This is a genomic window from Maribacter sp. Hel_I_7, assembly GCF_000688315.1.
Lineage (GTDB): Bacteria > Bacteroidota > Bacteroidia > Flavobacteriales > Flavobacteriaceae > Maribacter > Maribacter stanieri.
On the sequence record NZ_JHZW01000003.1, the window covers coordinates 1,374,044 to 1,397,701 of the forward strand.

Genomic DNA, 23,658 nt, shown 5'->3' on the forward strand with positions numbered 1-23,658 from the left:
ACAGACTATATTATTCGGTTATCATATCAACTGTAGCAACGGTTCTAAACCCAGTGTGCTCTAACGAAGAATCCATACTAGACCCCATTCTTGCCGATACACGGTAACTAGCGCAATACGATGCACTGCATAAAAAAGAACCACCTTTTATTACGCGTTCTTTCGCCAATGGATTATTTGGTGTAAAAGGGTTTTCAGCTCCTTTAGGATTCACCAATACGGTATTTTTAGCCTTTGTTTCTTTATAATAATTGGTATTATACCAATCACTCGTCCATTCCCAAACATTTCCTGCCATGTCATATAGACCATATGCATTTGGAGGATATGATTTCACCGGAGCACGCAACTCGAAACCGTCCGCAATGGTATTTTCTACCGGAAACTCGCCCTCCCAAGTATTTGCTTTTTCCTTTAATACAGATTCATCATCACCCCAATTATATATGGTACCATAAGAACCTGCTCTAGATGCCAGCTCCCACTCTGCCTCTGTTGGTAAACGTCTATTTGCCCATTCGCAATACGCCACTGCATCTTCATAAGATACTTGCACTACAGGGTAATTATCTTTGCCTTTAATGCTACTTTTAGGTCCGTTTGGGTGTTTCCAATCTGCACCAATCGTCCAGTTCCACCACTGAGAGAAATCATATAGATTTGGGACTGTAGATTTCGCTTTTTTAAATGTCAATGATCCTGGTTGTAATATAGAATCGTGTGGCTTTTCGGTACCTGCCGGTACTTGCTTTTTCAGTTCTTCCCAATCTATTCCCTTTTCGGCAACCGTTACATAGCCCGTAGCTTTTACGAATTTTGCAAATTGAGCATTTGTAACTTCTGTAGCATCCATAAAAAAACCATCGACAGTAACATCGATTGTCGGTTTTTCATGATCCATTGCCATTTTATCAGAATTTACGGCTCCTTGTTTAAAAGTTCCACCAGAAATCCAAACCATACCATCGGGAGCTGATACTCCTCCTGGTTTTTCACTTAATAAAGTATGTTTGACTACTTGTGCGGTTTCTTCAACCTTCGTTGCAACTTTTTCTTGGTCTTTGTTTTCTTTGGGTTCTGACTTACAATTTACCATACCAAATATGAGTAAACCCAAGCCTAAAAACTGTACACTTTTTTTCATCCTCTAAATATACTTTCTCTTCTTTAAATTCTACATTAATACCGCGATTTTAACGAACGGGACTAATTACGTATTCAAAAGAAAGGTTTTCTGGTTGTATCTGATATTTTTCCATCGGTAGTAATCCCCAGCTATTATCTCCACCAACACCCATTTGACTATGGTCAATATTGATATTGATTAAATCTCTTGTTGGTATATCATAAGTGTGCTGCTGTCTTTTCTGCATACCCTCATCAAAATCTGAATTCAACTGATGGTGAGCACTGAAAGAGAATAATTCTGGAGCCGTGATTTTTATTCCTTTGCCTTCCTTATTTTCAAATGACAAGGTTCTGATATCTGTTCTGTTTCCATTCTCTTGCGGACGAATATATTCGAAATATAAATCGGAAACATTGGCATCGTATACACCTACCAAAGCGGAGGTTTTACGATCTTGGTAATTTTCATGTTCTCCTCTACCGTACCATTCTACTTGATCGTAGCTGGTATCAATAATTAGATTATTACCAAATCTTGGCATAATTGGCAAATCGCTACTAATGTCTTTTAACTTGGTACTTACTAATATTTCGCCTTTGGTATTAATAGTATAGGTTACATTTACCTGACCATTTACAGAAGGTAATTCGTAATCTGCGCTCAACTTTAGATCTTTTCTGATTTTAAACGGATTAGCAGTTAGCTTTACAGCATCTATAATTTTCTTCCCTTCATTTGAGTTCACTTCTAAACTCATGATATTTTGGGTATCGGTAGCCTCTTTCCATTTCTTTAATAGACTTGGCATATTGTAGCCATAATCGTTATCGTTCGGTGCTCTCCAGAAATTTACGGTCGGTCCTTTTAGTAATAAATTACCTTGACCGTAATCTATAGAAGATAATGTTCCGTCTTTACTATTAAAACCAATTTCAAATCCTTCACCTTTTACCAAAATGGTATCAGCAATTTTACTAACGATTAATCCGTCGATATTCTCCTTAAACATAGAAGGATTAAATTCTGTTAACTGAAACTGTTCATATGCTAATAAATAATTTGCAGGTATTAAGGCACTTTCATTTTTTGTTGTCATATAAACATTCAAATGATATTCAGAACCTGTTTTTGCTAATGCTGGCAAGTCTATCTGAACTTCTTTAGTTTTGTACGGAGCAATATCAACATCTGCTAAATTCCCTTGCCCTACTTCTACTCCATTTTCTAATAATTTCCAAGAAAAGGAATATTCAGACAAGTTGGTGAAATCATACCTATTCTTTAAACTGATTTTTCCAGATTTCGGATCTACAGCCTTAAATTTCACATATTGATACACCTTCTTTACTTCATATAAAGCAGGATGTGCAGAACGATCGGGATCAACTAATCCGTTCAAACAAAAATTATTATCATTCTGTAATTCTGCCCCACCTATATCGCCACCAAAGGCATAAAACTCCACACCCTCTTCATTGGTCGCTTTTAGACCTTGATCTACCCAATCCCAAATGAAACCGCCTTGCAGCACATCATACTTTTCTATGGCATCCCAATACTCTTGTAAATTTCCTACGCTATTTCCCATAGCATGTGCATACTCGCACTGAATTAAAGGTCTCTTCGGGTTATTCTCTGCATAGGCAATAGTTTGATTTACCCTTGCATACATAGGTGCCTGTATATCTGTATTTGAGTAATTAGTTGCTCCCTCATACTGTACTGGTCTGGTAGTATCATGTGCCTTTAACCAATCGTAAGTATCAAAAAGATTTTGACCATTACCCGCCTCATTACCTAATGACCACGTAACAATAGATGTGTAATTTTTATCACGCTCGAACATACGAATCGTTCTATCTAAATGCATTTCTCTCCACTCTGGGCGGTATGCAGGGTGAATTGCAATTGCCTCCTCATCACCATCTAAACCTTGGTTGGTTGCCCCCATACCATGAATTTCAATGTTAGCTTCATCAACTACATAAAAACCATATTTGTCTGCCATTCTATAGAAAAACTCATTTTTAGGATAGTGACTACAACGAATTGCATTAATATTGTTTTGCTTCATTACCTGCATATCTTTCAAGGTAACCTCTTCGCTAATTACATGACCGGTTACTTCATCATGGTCATGAAGGTTTACACCTTTTATCAATACAGGCATTCCATTAACTAAAAACTGATTATTCTTGATTTCGATTTTTCTGAATCCGATTTTAGAACTGATCGCTTCGGTAGTATTTCCTTTTTTATCCTTTAGCGTAAAAAGTAGCGTATATAAATTTGGCTTTTCAGCATTCCATGTCTTTCCATCAGTAATTTCCCGAGCAAATTTTAACGTAGTTGTGCCTTCAACAACATCTAATTTCTGGTCTACTTTAAATATTTCCTTGGCACCATCTAATAAGGTAACTTCTACTTGAGCACCTTTTTGCTTCTTGCCCGTATTCGCCAGTTTTAAATCTAAACTGAATTTACCGTTGGTATACGTATCATCTAAATCTGCCACCACGGTGTAATCTTTTATGGTCGCTTTATTAGTCGCATATACATACACATCTCTGTCTATACCGCTTAAACGCCAAAAATCTTGATCTTCTAAATAGCTGGCGTCAGACCAGCGTAGCACTTGAACAGATAAATCATTTTTGCCTGGTTTCAGGTATTTAGAAATATTAAATTCTGCGGGCGTTTTACTGCCTTCGCTATACCCAACCATTTGTCCGTTCATATACACATACATTGCACCGCTTACACCGCCAAAATGCAAATACACTTCTTTTCCATTCCATTTTTCAGGAGTTTCAAAACTGCGTATATAGCTACCTACGGAGTTGATATCGTGGGGAATAAATGGTGGATTCTTAGGAAAAGGATACACCACATTGGTATAAATTGGTGTGCCATGACCTTTAAGTTCCCAGTTCGATGGTACCGTAATTTTACCCCAATCCGATGTATCGAAGTCAGATTCAAAAAATGTAGTTGGTCTTTCTGGTACACTTGCGGCATAATTAAAATACCACTCCCCGTTTAAAGACTGATAGAATGATGAATTCTCCCAACTTTCATTTGCTAAAGCTAATTCCGCATTCTCATAACGATATAGAGATGCCGTGGGTTCTTCCCTATTAATTTGAAATATTTCTGGATTCTCCCATTCAGGATTTTCCCATTTTGGTGCTTGGGCAAACCCTATTACCGTAAATAAAAAAAAAGAAAATACGCAGAATTTAATACCGTTTCTCATGTTATAATCGTTGTAGTTTGGTGGTTCTCAAAAATGTAGAATACATTAAATTTCTAATGATTTCTTATTTTTAGTAATTATATAAATCTGAATTCACATTTTAACACCCTAAAAATTTAGATACCATCAATGATTCCATCCTTGCAAAATACAATTAAACTTGCAAATTTGAAAAGGAAATGAAATTGTAAAAAATGTAAAATCGAAGAAGATGAAATTGCTAAATATTAATCACTTAATAATCCTTTTTCTAAGAGTGGAATTTTAAATAACTGGGTCTCAGGTTCGGTATGTTCTTTATCGAAAATTTCAGCTGCCCTTTTTAGAATTTCAGGATGTTCTGCTGCAATATTGTTTGTTTCGGCAGGATCATCCACTAGATTATACAGTTCTAATGTTGGTTTCACCTCATCTTTTAAATGCTGACGAACAACTTTCCAGTCACCCATTCTAATGGCAACCTGACCACCATACTCCGGAAATTCCCAATACATAAACTCATGCTTTTCTTGATTTTGCTCCCCCAACAATGTGGGTAAAAAGCTAACACCATCTGTTTCTATTGGTTTGTCAAAATCTAAAACATCAGCAAAAGTTGCTAACATATCATAATGTGCAGATGCATGATTGCTTGTTGTTTCCGCTTTAATTTTACCTGGCCAAGTAAAAAAAGTAGGAACTCTAATTCCGCCTTCATACACAAATCCTTTTCCCCTACCATACTCTCCGTCAAACGGTTTTGCACTTTCAAAAAATATTGGGTCTGCACCACCGGCATAACTTGGTCCGTTATCTGATGTAAATACAATCAAAGTATTATCATAAATTCCTTCGTCTTTTAACTGCTGTACTAGCTTACCCACATTTTCATCAAAATAGGATACCATAGCTGCATATGCAGCATGGGGTGTTTGATGTGAAAAATAACCATTTCCATTACCCGATAAATATGGCTCTTCTGGACCAAATTTTTCGATATAGTAGTCTACCCAACGCTTTGGCGCCTGTAATGCTACGTGTGGAACAGGAGTTGCCCAATACAAGAAAAACGGATTTGCTTTATTCTCAGCTACAAAACCGGTAAGCTCTTCGAACATTAAATCGGGTGCATATTCTGTTAATGTATAATCTTTATAACTGGTAGGGTCTTTTGGGTCTAAACCTTTTGGAAAAGGTGTACTTGGCGCAATGGTATCATTCGCCAAATGCACACGGTTTTTGTTTTTGTATAAATGCAATGGATAATAGGTATGTGCCTGTCTTTGGCAGTTAAAACCGTAGAAAAAATCGAATCCCATTTCGTTGGGTACGGAATGTGTGTGCGGTGCCCCTAATCCCCATTTACCTACCAATGCAGTTTTGTACCCTTCTTCTTGTAAATAATTGGCAATGGTCTTGGTGCCTTTGGGAACTGGGCGTTGACCTTCTAATGTAGAATCTTTTGCCATGGCTTTATAATCCGAGACATCGCCACGATCGTTCCACTCATCATTACCACGAATAAATGAATTCCCTGAATGTTTACCTGTCAAAAACATATATCTGGCGGGAGCACAAACGGGAGCGCTTGAATAGTGCTGTGTAAAAATCATACCTTCTTTTGATAAGGCATCGATATTGGGAGTTTCTATTTTTTCTTGACCAAAAGCACCTATTTCGGCATAACCTAGATCATCTGCTAAAATGTAAATGATATTCGGTTTTTGGACTGTAGATTTTTCTGGTTCTTTTTCTTCTTGACAGGAATGTAGGTGAATTACAACGAGTAAAAAGAGAATTATTTTTTTCATTTTGGTAGGATAGGATGGTTATCTTAAAGATACTTATTTTCCTAAAATCTCGGTAATCAAACCTTTAAACATTTGTATACCCGATGCTATTAACTCATCAGGAAAATCATAATTAGAATGATGCAATGCCGGTTGATTTTCTCCTGCTCCTAAACCAAAAATTGCACTTTTATAATGCTGTGAAAACCACCCGAAATCTTCACCAAATTTTAAGGAACTTGGGTTCTCAACCAATTCTAAATTTTGTTGTTTCGCCACCTTTTCAACTAAAGCAACACATTCTTTATTGTTTTTTGATGCAGGAAAAAACTCAAACCATTCCATATCAAATGTCAATCGATATTGGCCTGAGATATCATTGACCGCTTTTTTTATTTTACCTTCCAGCTCGGTCATTACTTCACCACTCCATGTGCGTATAGTATAATGTAGTTCTGCATCTTCAGCTGAAATACCGTAATTCTTCTCCCCTAGGTTAATGTATATTGGAGTTAATAAAGCAAAGTCTTTACATTCTGAATTTGGTTGTACAAAGCTTGATAGTACTTGTATTAATTCTGCTACTGCCAACGCAGGGTTAACTCCATTTTCTGGCTCAGAGGCATGTGCTTTTTGTCCTTTGAGATTAATACTCATACTTTGTACCGTTGCTGTAATATAACCTGATTTTACACTAATAGTATGTTTTTTAAACCCAGGTAAATTGTGAAGTGCAAATACGTAATCAGGTTTAAAATTTGTAAGTCTGGTATCTTCCAAAACCTTAGCCGCACCTTTACCGGTTTCTTCGGCAGGTTGAAATAATAATACTACTTTACCCTGTTTACATGTCGCATTTGTTAACCAAGTAACTAATCCAGCAACAATAGTCATATGACCATCATGTCCACATTTATGGGAGACTCCGCTGTTCTTAGATTTATGTTCAAAAGTATTCGCTTCTTGTATGGGTAGAGCATCTAACTCACACCGAATTACAACTGTTGGTCCACCGTTATCAAATTCATAGACCACTGCCACTCCTGCCCCACCTACATTTGTAATAATGCCTTTTGGATTGAACTCCTTTACAAATTCCGTGATGCGTTTAGCCGTGGTATATTCTTCACCCGAAAGCTCTGGGTATTTGTGTAGTTCTTTTCTTAGCTGAACCAGTGTTTCATTCATAGAACTAAATATACTGCATATTCAGACATTTTATCAGCTATTTATGTAAGCTATAATTCAAATACATCATTGATTCGTCCAATTTTAAACCCTTTTTTAAGTACTAAAAGACTTTCTTGACTGTTAGGGTCTAATAACGGATTTGTATGATTAAAATGGATAAAAACTACTTTGCTTTTATCCTTTTCGCTTAGGTCCTCAAACATCTTTATACTTTCAATTACAAAGGGATGTGGAATTTCACTAATATCCCTATTATTAATTTCTTTACCACTGTAAAAAGTTGCATCTATAAATGCATAATCAACCTTTTTAATTTCAGTGACAATATCCTTCCCCCATTTATCCCATTTATCAATATCAGGAATAAACAACGCACTTTTATTTGGTCCTTCTATATGATACCCTACTGTTTCTGAAAATTCGTCTCTATGTGGTACTAAAGTAGGTGTTACCTCAATTGATTTCGATAAACGTACCGAAGCTTCATTTACCATCTTGTGGAGCACAATATTTTCTCTTTTTACAAGCTGGTTCCAAGGTCCGTTTTCATTAAGAAAAATTTCCATTTTTGGCATCACATACACAGGTGTACTTTTGACATCCATGGCTTCCTTTCCTAAATACATTAACCCGGTATAATGACCTATATGTGCATGTGTTAGAAAAATACCATCTACCAATTCTTTATCATTTTTTGTCTCAATTGTCGTAAGCATTTTCATCTGCTTACCAATGTCAGGTGTAGCATCAAACATATATGTTTTTTGATTTTCCGTATCAATTAACCCTAACGAAATAACGCGCCTTTCTATAGTGACATCTTCAAAGAGTTCAATGCAACACTCTTTTTTGCAGCCTATTTGTGGTGAACCTGCATCTTGTGCCGTTCCAAGAATAACGATTGAAGTATTCGTTACGCCAACTTCTATGCTAGATAATATATCTTGTTTTGATTTTGGTTTTGGTTTTTCAGAACAGGAAAAAATCACGAAAGCTATAATAATTACAAGAAATCTATTCATTTGTATTTAATACATGGTATTTATATAACCAATAATAGGTAGAAATGTAGCGATTTATTATTGTTTCAACTCTAACAACACATTCTTGGCATTTTCATTTTCCGGATTTAATTCTAGTGATTTCTCATACATTTTCATTGCCTCAGCCTTCTTATCTGCCATCAACAAAACCTCTCCATAACTGTCATAAACATTAAAACTATCTGGAAAAAGTAATGTATTCAATTTAAAAACTTCCATAGCTTTTTCTAGTTCTTCATTTCTTAAAAATGAATACCCCAGTTCATTCAAATCATGCTCTGAACGATTGTTTACCTTAGTTTCAATAGACATTTCAATGGCATTATCTAAAGCTTTTTGCAACAACTCTCTTTGCTGATTTTCATTTAATGTTGCTGAATACGCTTTTATAATTGTATTGATGATTAGCCCTGGATTATCTTGAAATACCGCATGCGCACTTCCGTACGCTATAATATTTTCTACATTGTCTTTATTATGGTTAAATTCTTTGTGAAGCTTTCTCCATCTATTTGAAAGCACTTCTGGAAAGCCTGCAAATGAGTTTTCAGGAAAAACATTTATAATAGGTATGTTATTTGGAAATTCTATGTTTCTCATATATCGCATAATTTCATTGAAATTTGCATTCATATAATAATCACCCGAAGGTTTTACTATCGTACTTGTATCAAACAAGTTATCTCTCATTGTCAGTAATTCTTCATTCCAGAAGTTATTAAGAGTAACATCTATCAATACAACCGATTTTACCTTTTTAGGATATTTATGCGCATATAACAGGTTGTATAAACCACCGTACGAATGAGAAACTAGTATTATTTCATTGTCATAACCCAACTTTGAAAGTCCTATCTCCAGTTCCTTAATTCCATTTTCTATACCAAAATCTGCATCATTTTTTAGTTTTGGATTTAATTCACTTGTTCCAAATCCTGATCGGTCATAGGTGATTAGCGTAGTACCTGTAACGTTATGAATTTTCTCTAGTATGCCGTGCCAAACAGAAGCATCATTACCTGCCCCTGCTTCAAAAAGAAATGAAGTGCCTTCGCCTTTCATTATTCTGAAATGCATATTATAACCGCCAACGTCTACTAATGTATCTTGAGTTTGAGAATGTATGGAAAGTGAAAATAAAAGTACTATTGAAAGATAGAAAAATTTCATTTGGTCAGTGGTTTTAGGTTCATTTAAAGTCTTTTTGTGGTCTATTTTATGAAGCAAGAATCGTTCCATAAAAAGCTGAATTTTCTGTCTTAGCTTTACTTGTAAAATTTAATTCCAGTCTATTATTTTCAACCTTAATTCCCCATAATCTTGTATAATAAATAAGAGTTACATTTCATCATGCTTAACTATAAAACAAAATATAGCAGTGGATACAGATTACTTCATAGTAAAATAGATTGTGAATTAGCTTAATAAAAATGGGAACGAATAATTCATTCTTAACTTAAAAAATCTTTTGAGTTAGAGTAAGCTCCTAACCACTTGTATGTTTAACTTTTTGCTCTTTTTTTATTGATATGATATGTAAATTGCAAAACTCTTAAATTCCATAACGTCAAGGTCTGTATTGCAATTATATTTTCATTTTTAGAGCTTACAACTAGCTCATCTTTAAATGATTTAATGAATTTAGTCCAAAGGTTTCCCTTAGAGTCGTTGAGTAAAAAGTAAAAACCACTATCGCCTATTTTCTTTCCAGAAGAAGTTAAAATCAGCTCTCCGTTTTCCCCTACACTCGGACTTAAAATAACCGTTGCGCTTCCGTTCGGCAATGGAAATATGGCTTTAATACAAGTTTGTCCTGATGGTATTACACATGTCTCATAAACACCCGAATACACTACCTCCCCTCTTCCCTTAAAAGATCTAAGCCAAATAGTGCGTTTCACTTCTTTGGTTGTAGCATCTAATAAATGAATTATATCACTTTTTAAGGATTCTGAATCTTCAATATTTTCTATCGGAACATTTAACTGTTCAATTCGATTACTAAATAATAATCTTAGCAGCACACCAAATCCTTTAAAAAAAGGATTCCATTTTACTTTCAAATCAAAATCGTAGTTACTCGTATTTTCGTAGAAATCAATTACACTTTTGGATAATTTATTTTGTTCTTCGCTAGATAAATTCAACTGATTTATTGATGATAATATCCCTTTATCATTTTCTTTCTCATCAACTATTAACTGCTCATTTTTAGCTAGTTGTTTAATAAATTTTACACCTATGCCTTTTGTACTCCCAAAAGGACCTAACAACCATTTGTTTTGATCTTCAATAATTTTTTTTCCAAATAGTATTACCCATTGTTGGGTAATTAAATCTTGAAGGTTTTGTTTTAGAATTGCAATTCCCATTTAGTTCTTTTTAAGATCAGGAATATAATTCTCTTTGCCTTTCCAAGTACCAAACTCAGAAATAGGCTTAAAACGCAGTGTCGTAAATTCAAAATGAAAATCTTTTCGCTCCCGCTCTTTCATTGCATTTGCATGTCTTTTTGGCTTAGGCATGGTACTATGACCGTGAACCATATTGGTCATTTCCTCTTCTGTTTTCCAAATTGAAAAAGTAGAAACTGTATTTGGAAATCTAACGGATGCTAATGATAGTAATGTACCTTCGTGGTCACGTACTAATTTTTCTACTGGTCTTCCCCAATGTAAAAATCTAGGTACTGCCAATGGTTTCATTCTAGCAATGGTAACTGCTATAACAGAAGATGCCGAAGTTGCTAATTTTGCTTTTTGTTCTGGAATTTTGAATCCGCCTATTTTTCCCCACTCCCTCATAAATTCTAACCGAACATGCCAACCATTTGACAAGAGTTTGCCAATTTTTTCTTTTTTCAGGTACTCTTCAAGCGCTTCTTCATTTTCCCATTGTGCAAAAATTGCGACTTGTTTTATAAGAAATCTAGAAGTAGATATAATTGGTGAGCCTAATGTCATCGCCGTCATATATTCTGCATGAATTAAGCCTTTGGTATTCTTATCAATTGGGTTTAAAAACAATCCTTTTATCGCCATTGAAAATGGTATACTAACTAGATGATAAGAGAATATGGTCATATATTTTTATTGAATCTTATAGGTTTTGTTTCGTATTGCTTAAGTTCTTCTGTTATATTAGTTAAAATACATTTACTACTAATTAATAATATCTTCAAAACCCTCCATTAAGTCCACAAGCCTCTGTTATTCCTCAAAACCTGGGTACTTTTGAGATATAGATATTTTAGGAGCAAAGCTGCTGTAATTTATATATTTCTTATTCTGATATACATTAAAATGATAAGTTTGCCCACCAGAAGTAGCTAGCGCCAAAGTTGTATTTTCTTTGTCCTCAAAATTTAATTTGGCTTTATCTATATTAAATTTCTTTTGGGTTATGCAAGTATTTAAAAAACTCCAATACTGCAGATAATTATTCTTTTTTATTTTTACTTTTTTTACTTTAGCTTCTACTCCGTTTTCAACGGATTCAGTTATTTTATATAACTCAACTTTTCCATTATTTAGATACACGATTATATCAGAATCCAGTCTTCTTATTGGGTAACTAGAATAGCCAATTTGAATAATCAAAGCATTTTGGTCTTTCAATTTTAATATTTCTGTATAACTATTTTCTTCAATAGCTATACCTTCAAATTGAATTTCTTTTATTCTAGAGTTTTGAGCACATATAATCACAGGGCAGATAGTAAAGAAATAAAGTAAAAGATATTTCATATAATTCGTAACGTCTAAGCTGAACATAGTCAAGGAATTTTTCGTTTCCGTTTGCATACGAAGCTAAAGCTTTTTGCTTGGTTTTTTTATTGCTCAAAGCAATATTCCAGGGATTTAGCGACTTTATAAATATAAACAGTCCTTAAGATTTTACTCTAAGGTTCACCTTACTTTTAGATTTCGTTCCGCTATCGTTACTCTTCCTCTAATTCAACATCTATAATCTGTATCATTTTTTGGATTTTATCCATAAAAACTTGTTCATCCAATACATTCTCTTTTTTCCAGCTGAAAATATTGGCTGTCAAATCTTCCATTTCACGATTATTGAAAAACCACTTATAGTCAGAGGAGTAAGTTCCTTTCGGGAATTCTTGGTACTGTTCAGCAGAGGAAATAATGTCTAAAGCACTCAATTTACCATCTGTAGCAGGCCAAAAGCGGTCATTTAGTAATTTTCTCACATAGCCATCTTCTTGATTAGCATCTATAACCATAGATTCGAAAGAAGAAATATAAGATTTCAACTCAGCATTCTTTAAATAATCAATTTTGTTTGATGCAATAAGTGATTTGATATATCCATCTTTTGATTCAAAAGAATATCCAGAAAAAGCATTTGACATTAATGAGTCCAATTTTAATTCAGAAACGCTGGAAACATCAGTTCCAAACAGTTTTAAAATAATAATGCCATCCTCAAATTCCGATTTATGTTGTCTATTTATTTTTTCGAGGTCTTCAAGATTATATTTTAATTCAGTTTTTAAGTTTTGAAGAATTTCTATTTCCGCAATTTTAATCTTTCGTTTCTCATTCCAATTATTTATCTGAAGCGCAATTAAAATTCCAATAACTACAAGAAGAATTTCTCCGATTGCGTATTTAAAATACTTTCCAGTTTTACCTTCTGAAAGCAAATTTTGTCTAATTTTTCTAAAAAATTTTATCATTAGTTAGCGATTGGTAATAATGAAGCACAACATTGATAATAAGCGTAGTGTGGGTATTTTGAGCGCAAGCCTTTACGGTTATAGTACATAGCTAAGCCTTATTTTTTGTTTTTAAATTTAACTATAAAAACTCAAAACAAGGCTTTACGCACTTCGATTTACACAACTACCTTTAGGAAAGTACCAAAGTCTATATTACTTATGTCTATTGTTGTGCGTTCGTTCTATTTCCCTCGTTTAATTTGGGGAATGCAGACCAATTTTATTCCCTTCCGAATCGAGAAATATTGCGTAATATCCGCTTTCATCTGCGTGAAGTGATTTTGGAACAATTATTTTCCCGTCATTTTCTTCGACCTTATCAAGAATTATTTGAAGATTATCTCCTCCATTTAGATATATGGTCACTCCATCAGCAGAGGGCTTATAACCTTCTGCTTTCATAATAACTCCCGTTACCATTTGCCCTTCGTATGGGAATATTCCCATTTGCATTTCTGGGAAGTCCATTTTTTCAATGTTAACGTCTAAAATTGCCTGATAAAAATCTACTGCTCTTGAAATATCTGTAGCCGGAATTTCAAAAATGGAAATAAAACTTTTCATATCGCTCGTTTTTTGTGTTTCGTTTGAATACGTTTGTTGGTTCTCGGTACTGGATTTGTCTTGACCTTTACAAGATAATATGTGAAAAGAAAGTATAACCGCACTACATAGTATTCTCTTTTTCATATTTAATGTTTAAGTTCTAGATACAAATATGAATTATTTGAGAAGTCTAAAATTGTAAAAATGCGACACGTTATTTATTTGTAGAAGAGTGTTGAAAGAGCCATATTTTCGTTCCCTAAAAACTCCTTAGGGTTAATACCTGTAAACTCCTTAAAGTCTTTTATGAAATGTGCTTGGTCGAAATATTCACTTTCGTAGGCAATGTTGGTTAGGTTGTCCTTTTTTTTGTTAAGCAACATTTTCAACGCAGTTTGAAGTCGAATTACTTTACCCAATTGTTTTGGACTGATACCAATTTGCTTTTTAAAATTTCTTTCGAGTTGTCTTCTTTTAGACAAATCTTCTTTAAGAATAGTGGTTATAGATTCAGTTCCATTTGATGATAAAAGAGCTTCAACGGTTTGTTTTACGATATTGTCAATAGTAATTTTGTCTTTCAATTTTTCCAAGAGAAAATTCTCTATGATTTCAATTCTTTGTTTGGTGTCTGTTGCCTGAATTATTTTTTGTTCCAATTCTTTGGTGGTGTATGCTCCGAACAATAATTCTATAGGTGTTTCTTTATTTGCCAAATCTTTAATTGGCATTGTAACAAAATTAGCAAATCCATAAGGATAAAATCTAATTGCAAATGTATTTACGAAACCTGTTGGTTCGATATAAAATGGTTCAATAGTTTGCCCAAGTACCATTGCACGCGGTTGCAGTATAAATTCATCTTTCGAAGTATAGCGCTTAATGTCGTCTCCAAGAATAAATGCCATTTCAATACAACCATCAGGTATAATCCGTTGTCTTTCAGAATTGTTCTCCGCAGGAACTTCTAAAGTCCAATAACAACTTATAAGGGATCCTAAATCTGAATGTGGTTGAAAAGTTTGATAGTTCATTGATTAATTGATGCTCTTTGAATGACGCACAACGGTTTCGGCATGATCAGTTGCGTACAAATAGGCTAAAATTCTTTGAGATACAATATAATAAAAAGTAGAGAAGGACCATCGTCTTAGCCAGCACTAGCAATTAATTATACACGTTGCTGCCACACATTTTAATTGAGGAATTAATATTCTTTTATTTTTTTATGAATCATTTAAAAACCAATAGCAAACTCTGGTAATACCAACTCCTCAATTTTAGCAATAGCCTCACTTACGGGAGTTTCAGACTTTCTTAGGTTTATTGCCATATGATTGACACCGACGTTTTCATAAGCTTTTAAATATTCGGTAAGATGGTTGATGCCCACAGTGCCACCAAAGCGCTGTGGTTTAAAAGTCACATTGTCGTTTTTAGATAGGTTTAAATGTATAGCCGAAATATAAGGCTTTGCTGCTTGGTCTTCATCGTACAAAGCATTACACCAGTATTTTCTATTTTCTAAAGTTTCGGCAACCGGTCTTGGATAATTAAACCAAGCTTGCGCGTTTTTGGCAATCCAGTTAATACTTTGTCCGGAATGACCAGCTACTACAAGTGGAATGTCTTTCTTCGGTTTTGGATATACTTCAATACCGCTATTTAAAAAATCATACATAGATTTTAAATCGCTATTAGTTTTCCAAGCTTCTTTAATAATGTCAAGATTGTTTCTAAAGATTTCAGGTCTTTTTTTATAGTCGATATTGTACATTGGGAACTCTACAGGTCTGTCTCCCAAACCTAAGCCTAACATTAGTCTGCCATCACTTAAATTTTCTATGGTCGCAATAGCTTTTGCCAATTTTATAGGTTGCTGTAGTGGCAATACTATGGCAGCTGTACCTAGTAAAATGTTTTTGGTAGCAGCAGCTAAATAGCCCAAGTAAGGTAGGGTGTCAAACAATTGCGCACCATCACCAAAGTTAGGGTCGTACACCGGAACATCTCGCATCCATAAAGCGGCGAACCCTGCTTCATCAATTTGCTTTGCCAATGCTAAATGATTGGAGATATCTGGAACTCCAAATGGTCTGTTGTCTTCCAAACGTTTGCGATTGCCTACGGTTGACCAATCGTTATCTAAAGGAAACTCTATACCAAGTGTCATTTTACCTGGTTTGTATAGTTTATCAAATGGATTCATAATGTGTTTTTTATTAAATTCATCAGGTATCCGCTAAGACACCTGATGAATAATATGATTAAGCATTCCAGATACTATCTGCAGTGTATGGTCCGTTTTCAACTTCCCAAAATTTACCATCTATAAAACGGTGTCCTTTATCTAAATCCTTCAATAATGCCATATCTTCTTCAGTAAGTGTATGGTTTAACGTCTCTAAATTCTTAAGTAATCGTGCTTCATTTATAGATTTAGGAATTACCGCAATGCCTCGTTGTATTGTATATGCCAATGCGACTTGTGCAGGCGACATATGTCTTGCTTTGGCAATGTTTTTTATCGTATCATTTTCTAACAAACGAAGCGTGCTATTGTCATCTACAAGCGAACCTAAAGGTGCATATGCAGTTAGCAGAATATCGTTTTTTACGCAGAATGATTGTAATGCTTCTTGCTGTAAAAACAGATGCATTTCTACCTGATTCATTTCTGGTTTATGAACTGCACTCGCTTTTATTTCTTTCAACTGATTCTCATTGAAATTACTCACGCCAATATGCTTTGCAAGTCCTTGTTCCAAAGCAGCTTCCATTCCTTTCCAAGTATTGGTTAATGGTACCTCTGAAAGCGGAATAAAATCAGATGCTTTTTCTGGCATTTCCGTTCTTTTTTTAAGAGCGACAGGCCAGTGGATAAGATACAGGTCTAGATACTCTAGTTGTAAATCTTCTAAAGTCTGGTGCAACGCAGGAATCACATTCTCTTCACCGTGAGAAGCATTCCATAATTTGGAAGTCACCCATAAATCTTCACGCGTAACTAAGCCTTGTTTAATTGCTTCAGCAATGGCATTACCTACTTCTTTTTCGTTTCCGTAAGCCGCAGCACAATCAATATGTCTGTATCCAATTTTAATTGCGATAAGCACCGCATTGTACACTTCATTAGGTTCAGAACGGAACGTTCCTAAGCCTAAAATTGGCATTTCGTCGTTGTTTCTAAATTTTAATGTAGTCATCATTATATATTTATATTTTTTCTTTTTTGAATAAAACTAGGGTCAACAAGAATCCTACAATTACTAGAATACCTCCTACCCAAGGAGTCGCTTCAATACCTAAGCTCGATTCTACAACCATTCCACCTACATAAGCGCCAATAGCAATACCTACATTAAATGCTGCAATGTTTAAGGCAGACGCTACATCTTCGGTTCCTGGTAAGTATTTTTCAGCCATTTTTACGACGTATAATTGCAATGCCGGTACGTTTGAAAAGGCTAATATTCCCATAAAAAACAAGGTTACGATGGCAAAAATCTGACTAGAAGCGGTGAAGTATAACACAAACAACACTATGGCTTGTAAAGCAAACATTACCAATAAGGCTTTTCCTGGTTTGTTGTTAGAGACTTTACCACCTATGATATTTCCAATTGCGATGGCAATACCATAAATTAAAAGGAATATACTGGTCATATCCGAAGAGAAACCAGTTACTTCTTCCAACAAAGGAGTTAAGTAGGTAAAAGTTACAAACGTACCACCATAACCAAATGCAGTAATGGCTAACACCAATAAAATAGACGGATTCTTAATCACTTTTAATTGGTCAATAAGACGTAATGGCGCTGATTGTTTGATGTTTTTAGGCACCAAAGCTAAACTAGCTATTGCACCTACTAATCCTAATAGGGCAACACCAATAAAAGTAGCTCTCCATCCAAAATTCTGACCGATGTATGTTCCTAAAGGCACACCGGTTACAATGGCTACCGTTAGACCTGCAAACATTATAGAAATTGCAGTTGCTCTTTTATCTTTAGGCACCAAACTAGCTGCAATGGTAGACCCGATAGAGAAAAATACACCGTGTGCAAAACCTGTTACCACTCTTGATAATAGCAACAATTCAAAACTTGGTGAGATAGCTGCTAATCCGTTACCAACAATGAAAAGCAACATAATACCCATTAATAATTGTTTTCTAGGAATTTTACCTGTTAAGGCAGTTAATATGGGTGCTCCAATGGCAACACCAATGGCGTACAGACTAACTAATAATCCTGCTGATGTTAATGATGTGCCCAGGTCGTTTGCAACGGTAGATAATAAACCTACAATTACAAATTCCGTTGTTCCTATGGCAAATGCACTTATGGTCAATGCCCATAATGCGGCTGGTAGACTCTTCTTTTTGGCTACCGTAGTATCTCTATGTATTGTTGATGTTTCCATAATTTCTAATTGTTTTTTGTTATTGTTATTTAATGGCAACAGGGTTTATTTGTACTTGCGTAGAGCCTTCATATAAAGGGTGACCTAATACAAAAAGAAATTCCCAAGCTTTATCCTCAACCAATTCATCTACAAGAATATTTTCCAATACTTGCACACCGTATTCGGTTGCCATCATTTGATTTACAGGGAAAGAAAGCTCGCTGTTTTCGTGTGGCACTGCTTCAAAAGACCAGTTGTCTGCACCTGCTGCAACAATTCCTTTTTTACCTAAGTAATGCGCAGCTTCAGTGCCAATTCCAGGTCCGCCAGCTAGGTAACGTTTGTCATCTTTACCCATTAATTTGGTCCATCCCGTGTAAAACAGCACTACATCACCTTTACGTATTTCAATACCTTGTTTTTTGGCTACTTTTTCAATGTCTTCAACTGTAAAAACTGTTCCTTCCTTTACAATATCTTGTTTGTAATATGAGCGCATATCTAGCACAATACCTCTAGTAACAATTGGGGGTAATTTTTCTAGCCCTAATTTTTTTACACCAGAAACTGTTAGAAAATCTTCAACTTTATGTCCGTTATAATGCACATTGTCTCTACCGTAATGTGCCAATCCGTTTATTTGAGACCCAACACCTGTCCAACCAATTAACTGGTCATCTACATAAGTAAATTTGTTAGAACCTGCAGCAGCAGTTTCTGGTTGTAAAGTTTCAATATGAAAGTATCTGTGACGGAAAGCTGCAGTTTGTGCATTTACCACCATTCCTAAGCGGTATATTTTTCCTTTCTTCACCAATTTTACCGCATCTAAAACTGTTTCTTCATTCAAAAGGTTTAGTGCGCCAATTTCATCGTCTGCACCATAAGGTGACGTTGGTACTTGTTGAGCATTTGTAGTTAAAGCTGTAAAAAGTGTAGCTGCTAACGCAATTGTTTTTAATGTATTTACTATTGTTTTCATTTTAATATGTTTTTAAATTTCTGATACAAATTTCTAATTAATGCAAGGGGTGTGCGAGGATGTACATCACCATTTTAAAGTGATGTATGTCACATTTAATACTGCTCATACATCACTTTACTTTTAATTTTATTTAATCGTGAAGCTTCATTTTTAACACCAAGTAAGGTGGTTTACTGGCATCTTTTCCTTCATTTAATAAAGGCAGATTATGAAGCTGATTTGCTACGATATACAAGTAGTTTCCGTGTATGGCAACACCATCGGGCCAAGACAGGTCTTTTTTAGATTGCGCAATGGTTTTCATTCCAGCAGGCGTACTTTCTACAATGGCTGAATTTTCAACATCGGTTACATATACTTTTCCGTTTGCACCGACTTTAAATCCGTCAGATTTTGGTTTGTTGGTATAAAACTCAATGTACTTATTCAGGTCGCTATCTTGCTTACTTTCATCAGCTAAAACAGCAGACGGAATACGGTAGATTTTGGTGTTTCCCATTGCACCATAGTAGATGAAATTGTTTTCATCATCTATAGAAATTGGATTTAATGGATATCTTGGCTGAATGGTAGTACCGTCTTTTCTTTTGTGGGATACTAATCTACCGTGAATTTTCACTGGTTCATCAGCAGGTAAAAACGAAGAATTTCCTTCTAGAACACGTCTTATATAACCTGTTTCTAAGTTAATCACGACAAAAGCTGGTGCAATTGGTGGATTTAAAGCATCGGTCATATCTGCAATTACCGCAGTGTTGTTTTTCACATCAATTACAAAATCCTGTAAAAAAGGTTTTGTTGATAATACCGTATTTGGAATAGGAAAAACCTTTGTGACGTTTCCGGTCACCAAATCAAAACCCACCAATTTTGAAACCTGATTTTGCTTTACGTTACCCATATCCAACACCCAAAGTATTCCGTTAGCATCAGCTTGAATTCCGATGGTTGAATTGATTCCTTTTAGACTTCCATTTTCTGGTTTTACAATCCATTCTTTATCACCAAACGGAATAGCTTCTCCATTAGGCAAAATTTCTTTCACCATATATTTTGAAGCACTTAAGGCACTCATTGTTACAAATATTCTTCCGTCGTTAGACACCGTTATATTTCCTGGTCTTGATTCTGGAAATGTTGCTATCGTTTCTAATTGTGCTTGTGCTGATAGTGTAAAATTCATTACAAATGCGAACAAGACTGTTTTTATAATTGTTATTGTTTTCATCGTTATTGTTTTTAAAAAGTGAATATGATTTGATTAGTTGCCTAAGAATTTCTTTTGGGTTGAAGGGTCCACCCAGATTACATCGCTTGGGTCTCTGGCAATGGCATCAAAAACGAGTACGTCTAACGGACCTTCTAAAATTTTTCCGTTTCCGTGTGCTGTGCCTTTCCCCCAAAAAAGTAAGTCGCCTTTTCCTGCAACAACAGGACCTTTATCAGCAACATAAAATTCTGCTTTGCCATTTAAAATGTAGAGATAGGCATCAGATTTTGCGTGGTAGTGCATAGGCACTTCGTCATACAACCGAAAGATTCTTACACCTGCGTGTTCGCGGTCTATTAATCTGATGTCTTTGATGATGCCGTTGTGACTTTTAGGAAGTAGTGTAACGTATTCATCAATATTGATAATACCGTAGGAGTTACCCATTAACGGTCTTTTGTCTTCTTGCGCATAAGCGTTAAAACCTATGGCAATTACTGTAAATAATAGAAAAAGTGTTCTTGTAGATTTCATAGTACATTGTATTTAATTGTTCGATACAAAATTCTATGAAAACCAAGGGGTGTGCGAGGACATACATCACGGATTTTTTGTGATGTATATCAATTTTGAAAAGTGATTTAGGTCACTTTTAGCTGTTAAAACGACTTAAAGTCTCTCTAGATACGCCTAAATAAGAAGCGATTAATTTTTTAGGAACGCGTTGTATTAATTTTGGAAGTTTGTTTAAAAGATATTCATACCTACTTTCTGCTGGCATCGTAAGCAAAGAAAGGATTCTTTGCTGTAAATTGATATAACCGTGGTTGGATTTAATTCTGAAAAAATTGGCAACCGCAGGTACTTCAAAGCAAATCTTTTCCCTGTTCTCTAGGGATAAACAGAAAAACTCAGAATCTTCAAGGCAATCCACAAAAATAGTACCTGGTTCTTGATGTTGAAAAGCACAATGGTCGCTTACCCAATAGTCTTCCATTGCAAATTGAAGAATATGTTCTTTGCCTTTTTCATCTATGGAATACGCTTTTACTAAGCCTTTGATAATCCAATATTCATAGGCTACAGGCTGCCCAACTTGTATTAAGAATTGGTGTTTTTTAAGACTTTTAAATTCAAAGTGCGATTTTACAAAGTTCCACTCCTCATCAGTTAAAGAAACGATTTCTTCAAAATGTTGTCTTAGTAACTGTAACTTGTCTTCCATACCGCAAATTTATTTTTTATTTCTGTTTATGGAAAGTTTGCTAGTATTTAAATCAATTGATAGGTGTTACTTGTATTTAAATGTATGGAAACGATTAGTATATGGAAAGTAGCAGATTTATTTGCGATAACTGTCCGTTTAAACTAAAATAGCAGAAAAGAAATAAACTTTAAGTTTAGCTCTTTTCTGCTATTTTATATACATAGTTGTATGCCGTTTTTATTCAGCTCAGGTAATGTATAAAGTAATTAATTTTACATTAATTCTTTGCAAGTATAGGTGCTTTTTTACTTCTTCCCCACGCAATAAAAAGTGCAAGTCCTAGTAAAATCACATTCATTCCTATTGCAGTAAACTCTCCTCTAGAAGCATGAAATCCACCGGCTAATATCATAACCAAGGCTAAACCAAGAGCAGCCAATATCGTTAAATTAGGTTTCCATCTGAAAATAGAAGGGATTAATAATCCTAAACCACCCAATAGCTCACTAATTCCTATAAATTTAACCAACGCAAGCGGGGTATTTGCTACCCATGCAAGAGATTCTGTAAGTGCTTCAACAGGTTGTGTAGCTTTCATTAATCCAGCCATGATAAACATTACGGCTAATAATCCTTGTGCAATCCATAATGCTATATTAATTGCTTTGTTGTTTTTTTGATTTGTCATTTTACTTTCTTTTTATTTCAGGCACAAATGTCATAGTTTAAGAAAACCTATGCATTGATGTACATCAAGAAATGACATTAGGTTATTTTTTTAGAGAAAGTTCATGTCGGACACGACTCAAAGCTTCAGGCGTAATTCCTAAATAAGAGGCTACCATTTTTAATGGAACCCTTTGAATAATGTTTGGATACGTTTTAATAAAATGCTCATACCTTTCTTTTGCATTTGAACTCATTAACATTATAATCCTATTTTGCATAGTATTTAACCTTCTTAACAAAACATTTAAATCAGGACCTTCTTTTAATAAATCCTCTTTTAAAGCAATATTTATAATAGTGTCTTCAATAGCATCTATAAATAATTGACAAGGTGTATTGGGTTCACAACTATCAGCAACTAACCAATGTTCTGGACCAAACATAAATATATGTTCTTTCCCTTTTTCATCAATTGTATAGCTTCGTAACAAACCACTTTCAACAAGATAAACCCTGGAACTTATATCTCCTTTTCGTTGTAAAACAACTCCTTTTTTTACGTTTATTTTTTTCAATTATCAAGTCCTATTATAGTTTGTTCATATGGCATACAACGGTTTTGTATATGGCTCGTAGAGTGCAAATTATCAATAATTACACGGTTAAACATGAGCCGAATTTTTTAATTTGGCTTATTACTTTTCTTTTCAATAAGCCAAATTTAAAAATTTGGCGGACTTGCAAATATACTTTAACTTCGATTAAGCAACTAATTAATTATTAGCTATATACGTTGTCGTCAACAGTTATTATGACCAATATCCTTCGCCTGAAATCTTGGTTATGTGACTGTAAACGACTCTATCAATTTTATTAATAAAGTCAATTAAGTTGTCCAAATGCCTTTCCACATCTTGAAAAGTCATTACGGGCGCTTCCTGATGAGCAATTGCTTCTCGTATACTCAAAAATGATTCTAATTGGCTCTTGTAATCTTTTTGTCCTCGTCTAGCTACTTCGTTGAAAATATCATTAATACCAATTCTTATATATAAAATTTTAAGATTCTTGACCGATGGATATTTATTTGTAGCCAAAACACTTTTAGAATTTATTGCATTGGAAAATGTATTTGTCAAATTCAGTAATTCGTAATATGACTTGTTACAACTTATTTTTTCTAATAGCTTTTTTTCGTCCTTGTTATGATTGAAGTTTTTGTAATGTATTAGTTGATTATCAATTAAAACTTTAGTCCTTATGTTCTCTGGAATTTCACTCATTACTGCATTATTTGATTTGTAATTAAAAATTAAATTTTCAATTAATGCTTTAGTGTATTCCTCAATTTTTGCAGACATTAAAAACATTGTCGATTGAAAAATCAACAACTTTTGATCGTAATTTAAAGGCGAAGAGTTATAAGAAACTTTTTTAGCTACCTGTTTAAGAGATTTGGTGCCTGTCTCAAAGTCTATTCTTGCCTGACTTTTATTGTATGGCAT

The 23,658-nt window shown here is 34.6% G+C and carries 22 protein-coding genes; all 22 read right to left on the bottom strand.

Going from position 1 to position 23,658, the window contains the following annotated elements:
* Nucleotides 1-10 precede the first annotated feature (10 nt).
* Nucleotides 11-1,144: a formylglycine-generating enzyme family protein gene (locus P178_RS0117755; RefSeq protein WP_036147103.1), complete on the bottom strand. Its 1,134-nt coding sequence runs from the start codon at nt 1,142-1,144 to the stop codon at nt 11-13.
* Nucleotides 1,145-1,193: 49 nt separating this feature from the next.
* On the bottom strand, nt 1,194-4,385 hold the full coding sequence (locus tag P178_RS0117760) for a glycoside hydrolase family 2 TIM barrel-domain containing protein (protein ID WP_027067498.1): 3,192 nt from the start codon (nt 4,383-4,385) through the stop codon (nt 1,194-1,196).
* Between the two features lie 227 nt (nt 4,386-4,612).
* Complete coding sequence (locus P178_RS0117765) at nt 4,613-6,175, bottom strand: arylsulfatase (RefSeq protein WP_027067499.1); 1,563 nt, start codon at nt 6,173-6,175, stop codon at nt 4,613-4,615.
* 33 nt (nt 6,176-6,208) lie between these two features.
* The gene (locus tag P178_RS0117770; protein ID WP_027067500.1) at nt 6,209-7,342 is read right to left on the bottom strand and encodes an amidohydrolase; all 1,134 of its coding nucleotides are present in this window, start codon (nt 7,340-7,342) and stop codon (nt 6,209-6,211) included.
* A 50-nt stretch (nt 7,343-7,392) separates the two neighbouring features.
* Complete coding sequence (locus P178_RS0117775; RefSeq protein ID WP_027067501.1) at nt 7,393-8,367, bottom strand: MBL fold metallo-hydrolase; 975 nt, start codon at nt 8,365-8,367, stop codon at nt 7,393-7,395.
* Between the two features lie 57 nt (nt 8,368-8,424).
* A complete protein-coding gene (locus tag P178_RS0117780) occupies nt 8,425-9,558 on the bottom strand; it encodes an alpha/beta fold hydrolase (protein WP_231500566.1) in 1,134 nt (377 codons plus the stop codon).
* A gap of 332 nt (nt 9,559-9,890) precedes the next feature.
* Entirely contained in the window at nt 9,891-10,760 is an 870-nt protein-coding gene (locus P178_RS0117785) for a hypothetical protein (RefSeq protein ID WP_027067503.1), read from the bottom strand.
* Nucleotides 10,761-11,471: a hypothetical protein gene (locus tag P178_RS0117790; RefSeq protein ID WP_027067504.1), complete on the bottom strand. Its 711-nt coding sequence runs from the start codon at nt 11,469-11,471 to the stop codon at nt 10,761-10,763. It lies immediately after the preceding gene.
* A 126-nt stretch (nt 11,472-11,597) separates the two neighbouring features.
* The gene (locus tag P178_RS0117795) at nt 11,598-12,134 is read right to left on the bottom strand and encodes a hypothetical protein (protein ID WP_155941665.1); all 537 of its coding nucleotides are present in this window, start codon (nt 12,132-12,134) and stop codon (nt 11,598-11,600) included.
* 194 nt (nt 12,135-12,328) lie between these two features.
* Nucleotides 12,329-13,087, bottom strand: a complete 759-nt coding sequence (locus tag P178_RS22760; RefSeq protein ID WP_027067506.1) for a DUF6090 family protein — start codon at nt 13,085-13,087, stop codon at nt 12,329-12,331.
* A 237-nt stretch (nt 13,088-13,324) separates the two neighbouring features.
* Complete coding sequence (locus tag P178_RS0117805) at nt 13,325-13,819, bottom strand: VOC family protein (RefSeq protein ID WP_027067507.1); 495 nt, start codon at nt 13,817-13,819, stop codon at nt 13,325-13,327.
* Between the two features lie 74 nt (nt 13,820-13,893).
* Entirely contained in the window at nt 13,894-14,709 is an 816-nt protein-coding gene (locus tag P178_RS0117810; RefSeq protein ID WP_027067508.1) for a helix-turn-helix domain-containing protein, read from the bottom strand.
* A gap of 203 nt (nt 14,710-14,912) precedes the next feature.
* Complete coding sequence (locus P178_RS0117815; RefSeq protein WP_027067509.1) at nt 14,913-15,884, bottom strand: TIGR03571 family LLM class oxidoreductase; 972 nt, start codon at nt 15,882-15,884, stop codon at nt 14,913-14,915.
* Between the two features lie 58 nt (nt 15,885-15,942).
* Entirely contained in the window at nt 15,943-16,884 is a 942-nt protein-coding gene (locus P178_RS0117820) for an aldo/keto reductase (protein ID WP_316930015.1), read from the bottom strand.
* Nucleotides 16,885-16,891: 7 nt separating this feature from the next.
* Nucleotides 16,892-18,100 carry an MFS transporter gene (locus P178_RS0117825; protein WP_027067511.1) on the bottom strand — a complete coding sequence of 403 codons (1,209 nt, stop codon included), beginning with the start codon at nt 18,098-18,100 and terminating at the stop codon, nt 16,892-16,894.
* A 25-nt stretch (nt 18,101-18,125) separates the two neighbouring features.
* Entirely contained in the window at nt 18,126-19,064 is a 939-nt protein-coding gene (locus P178_RS0117830; protein ID WP_027067512.1) for a cyclase family protein, read from the bottom strand.
* A gap of 133 nt (nt 19,065-19,197) precedes the next feature.
* On the bottom strand, nt 19,198-20,295 hold the full coding sequence (locus P178_RS0117835) for an L-dopachrome tautomerase-related protein (protein WP_051638346.1): 1,098 nt from the start codon (nt 20,293-20,295) through the stop codon (nt 19,198-19,200).
* A gap of 33 nt (nt 20,296-20,328) precedes the next feature.
* Nucleotides 20,329-20,811 carry a cupin domain-containing protein gene (locus P178_RS0117840; protein WP_051638347.1) on the bottom strand — a complete coding sequence of 161 codons (483 nt, stop codon included), beginning with the start codon at nt 20,809-20,811 and terminating at the stop codon, nt 20,329-20,331.
* Nucleotides 20,812-20,929: 118 nt separating this feature from the next.
* The gene (locus P178_RS0117845; RefSeq protein ID WP_027067515.1) at nt 20,930-21,502 is read right to left on the bottom strand and encodes a Crp/Fnr family transcriptional regulator; all 573 of its coding nucleotides are present in this window, start codon (nt 21,500-21,502) and stop codon (nt 20,930-20,932) included.
* 259 nt (nt 21,503-21,761) lie between these two features.
* Nucleotides 21,762-22,172, bottom strand: a complete 411-nt coding sequence (locus P178_RS0117850) for a DoxX family protein (protein ID WP_027067516.1) — start codon at nt 22,170-22,172, stop codon at nt 21,762-21,764.
* Between the two features lie 82 nt (nt 22,173-22,254).
* Nucleotides 22,255-22,728, bottom strand: coding sequence for a Crp/Fnr family transcriptional regulator (locus tag P178_RS0117855; protein WP_027067517.1), 474 nt, complete (start codon nt 22,726-22,728; stop codon nt 22,255-22,257).
* Between the two features lie 234 nt (nt 22,729-22,962).
* Nucleotides 22,963-23,658, bottom strand: a complete 696-nt coding sequence (locus tag P178_RS0117860) for a HEPN domain-containing protein (protein WP_027067518.1) — start codon at nt 23,656-23,658, stop codon at nt 22,963-22,965.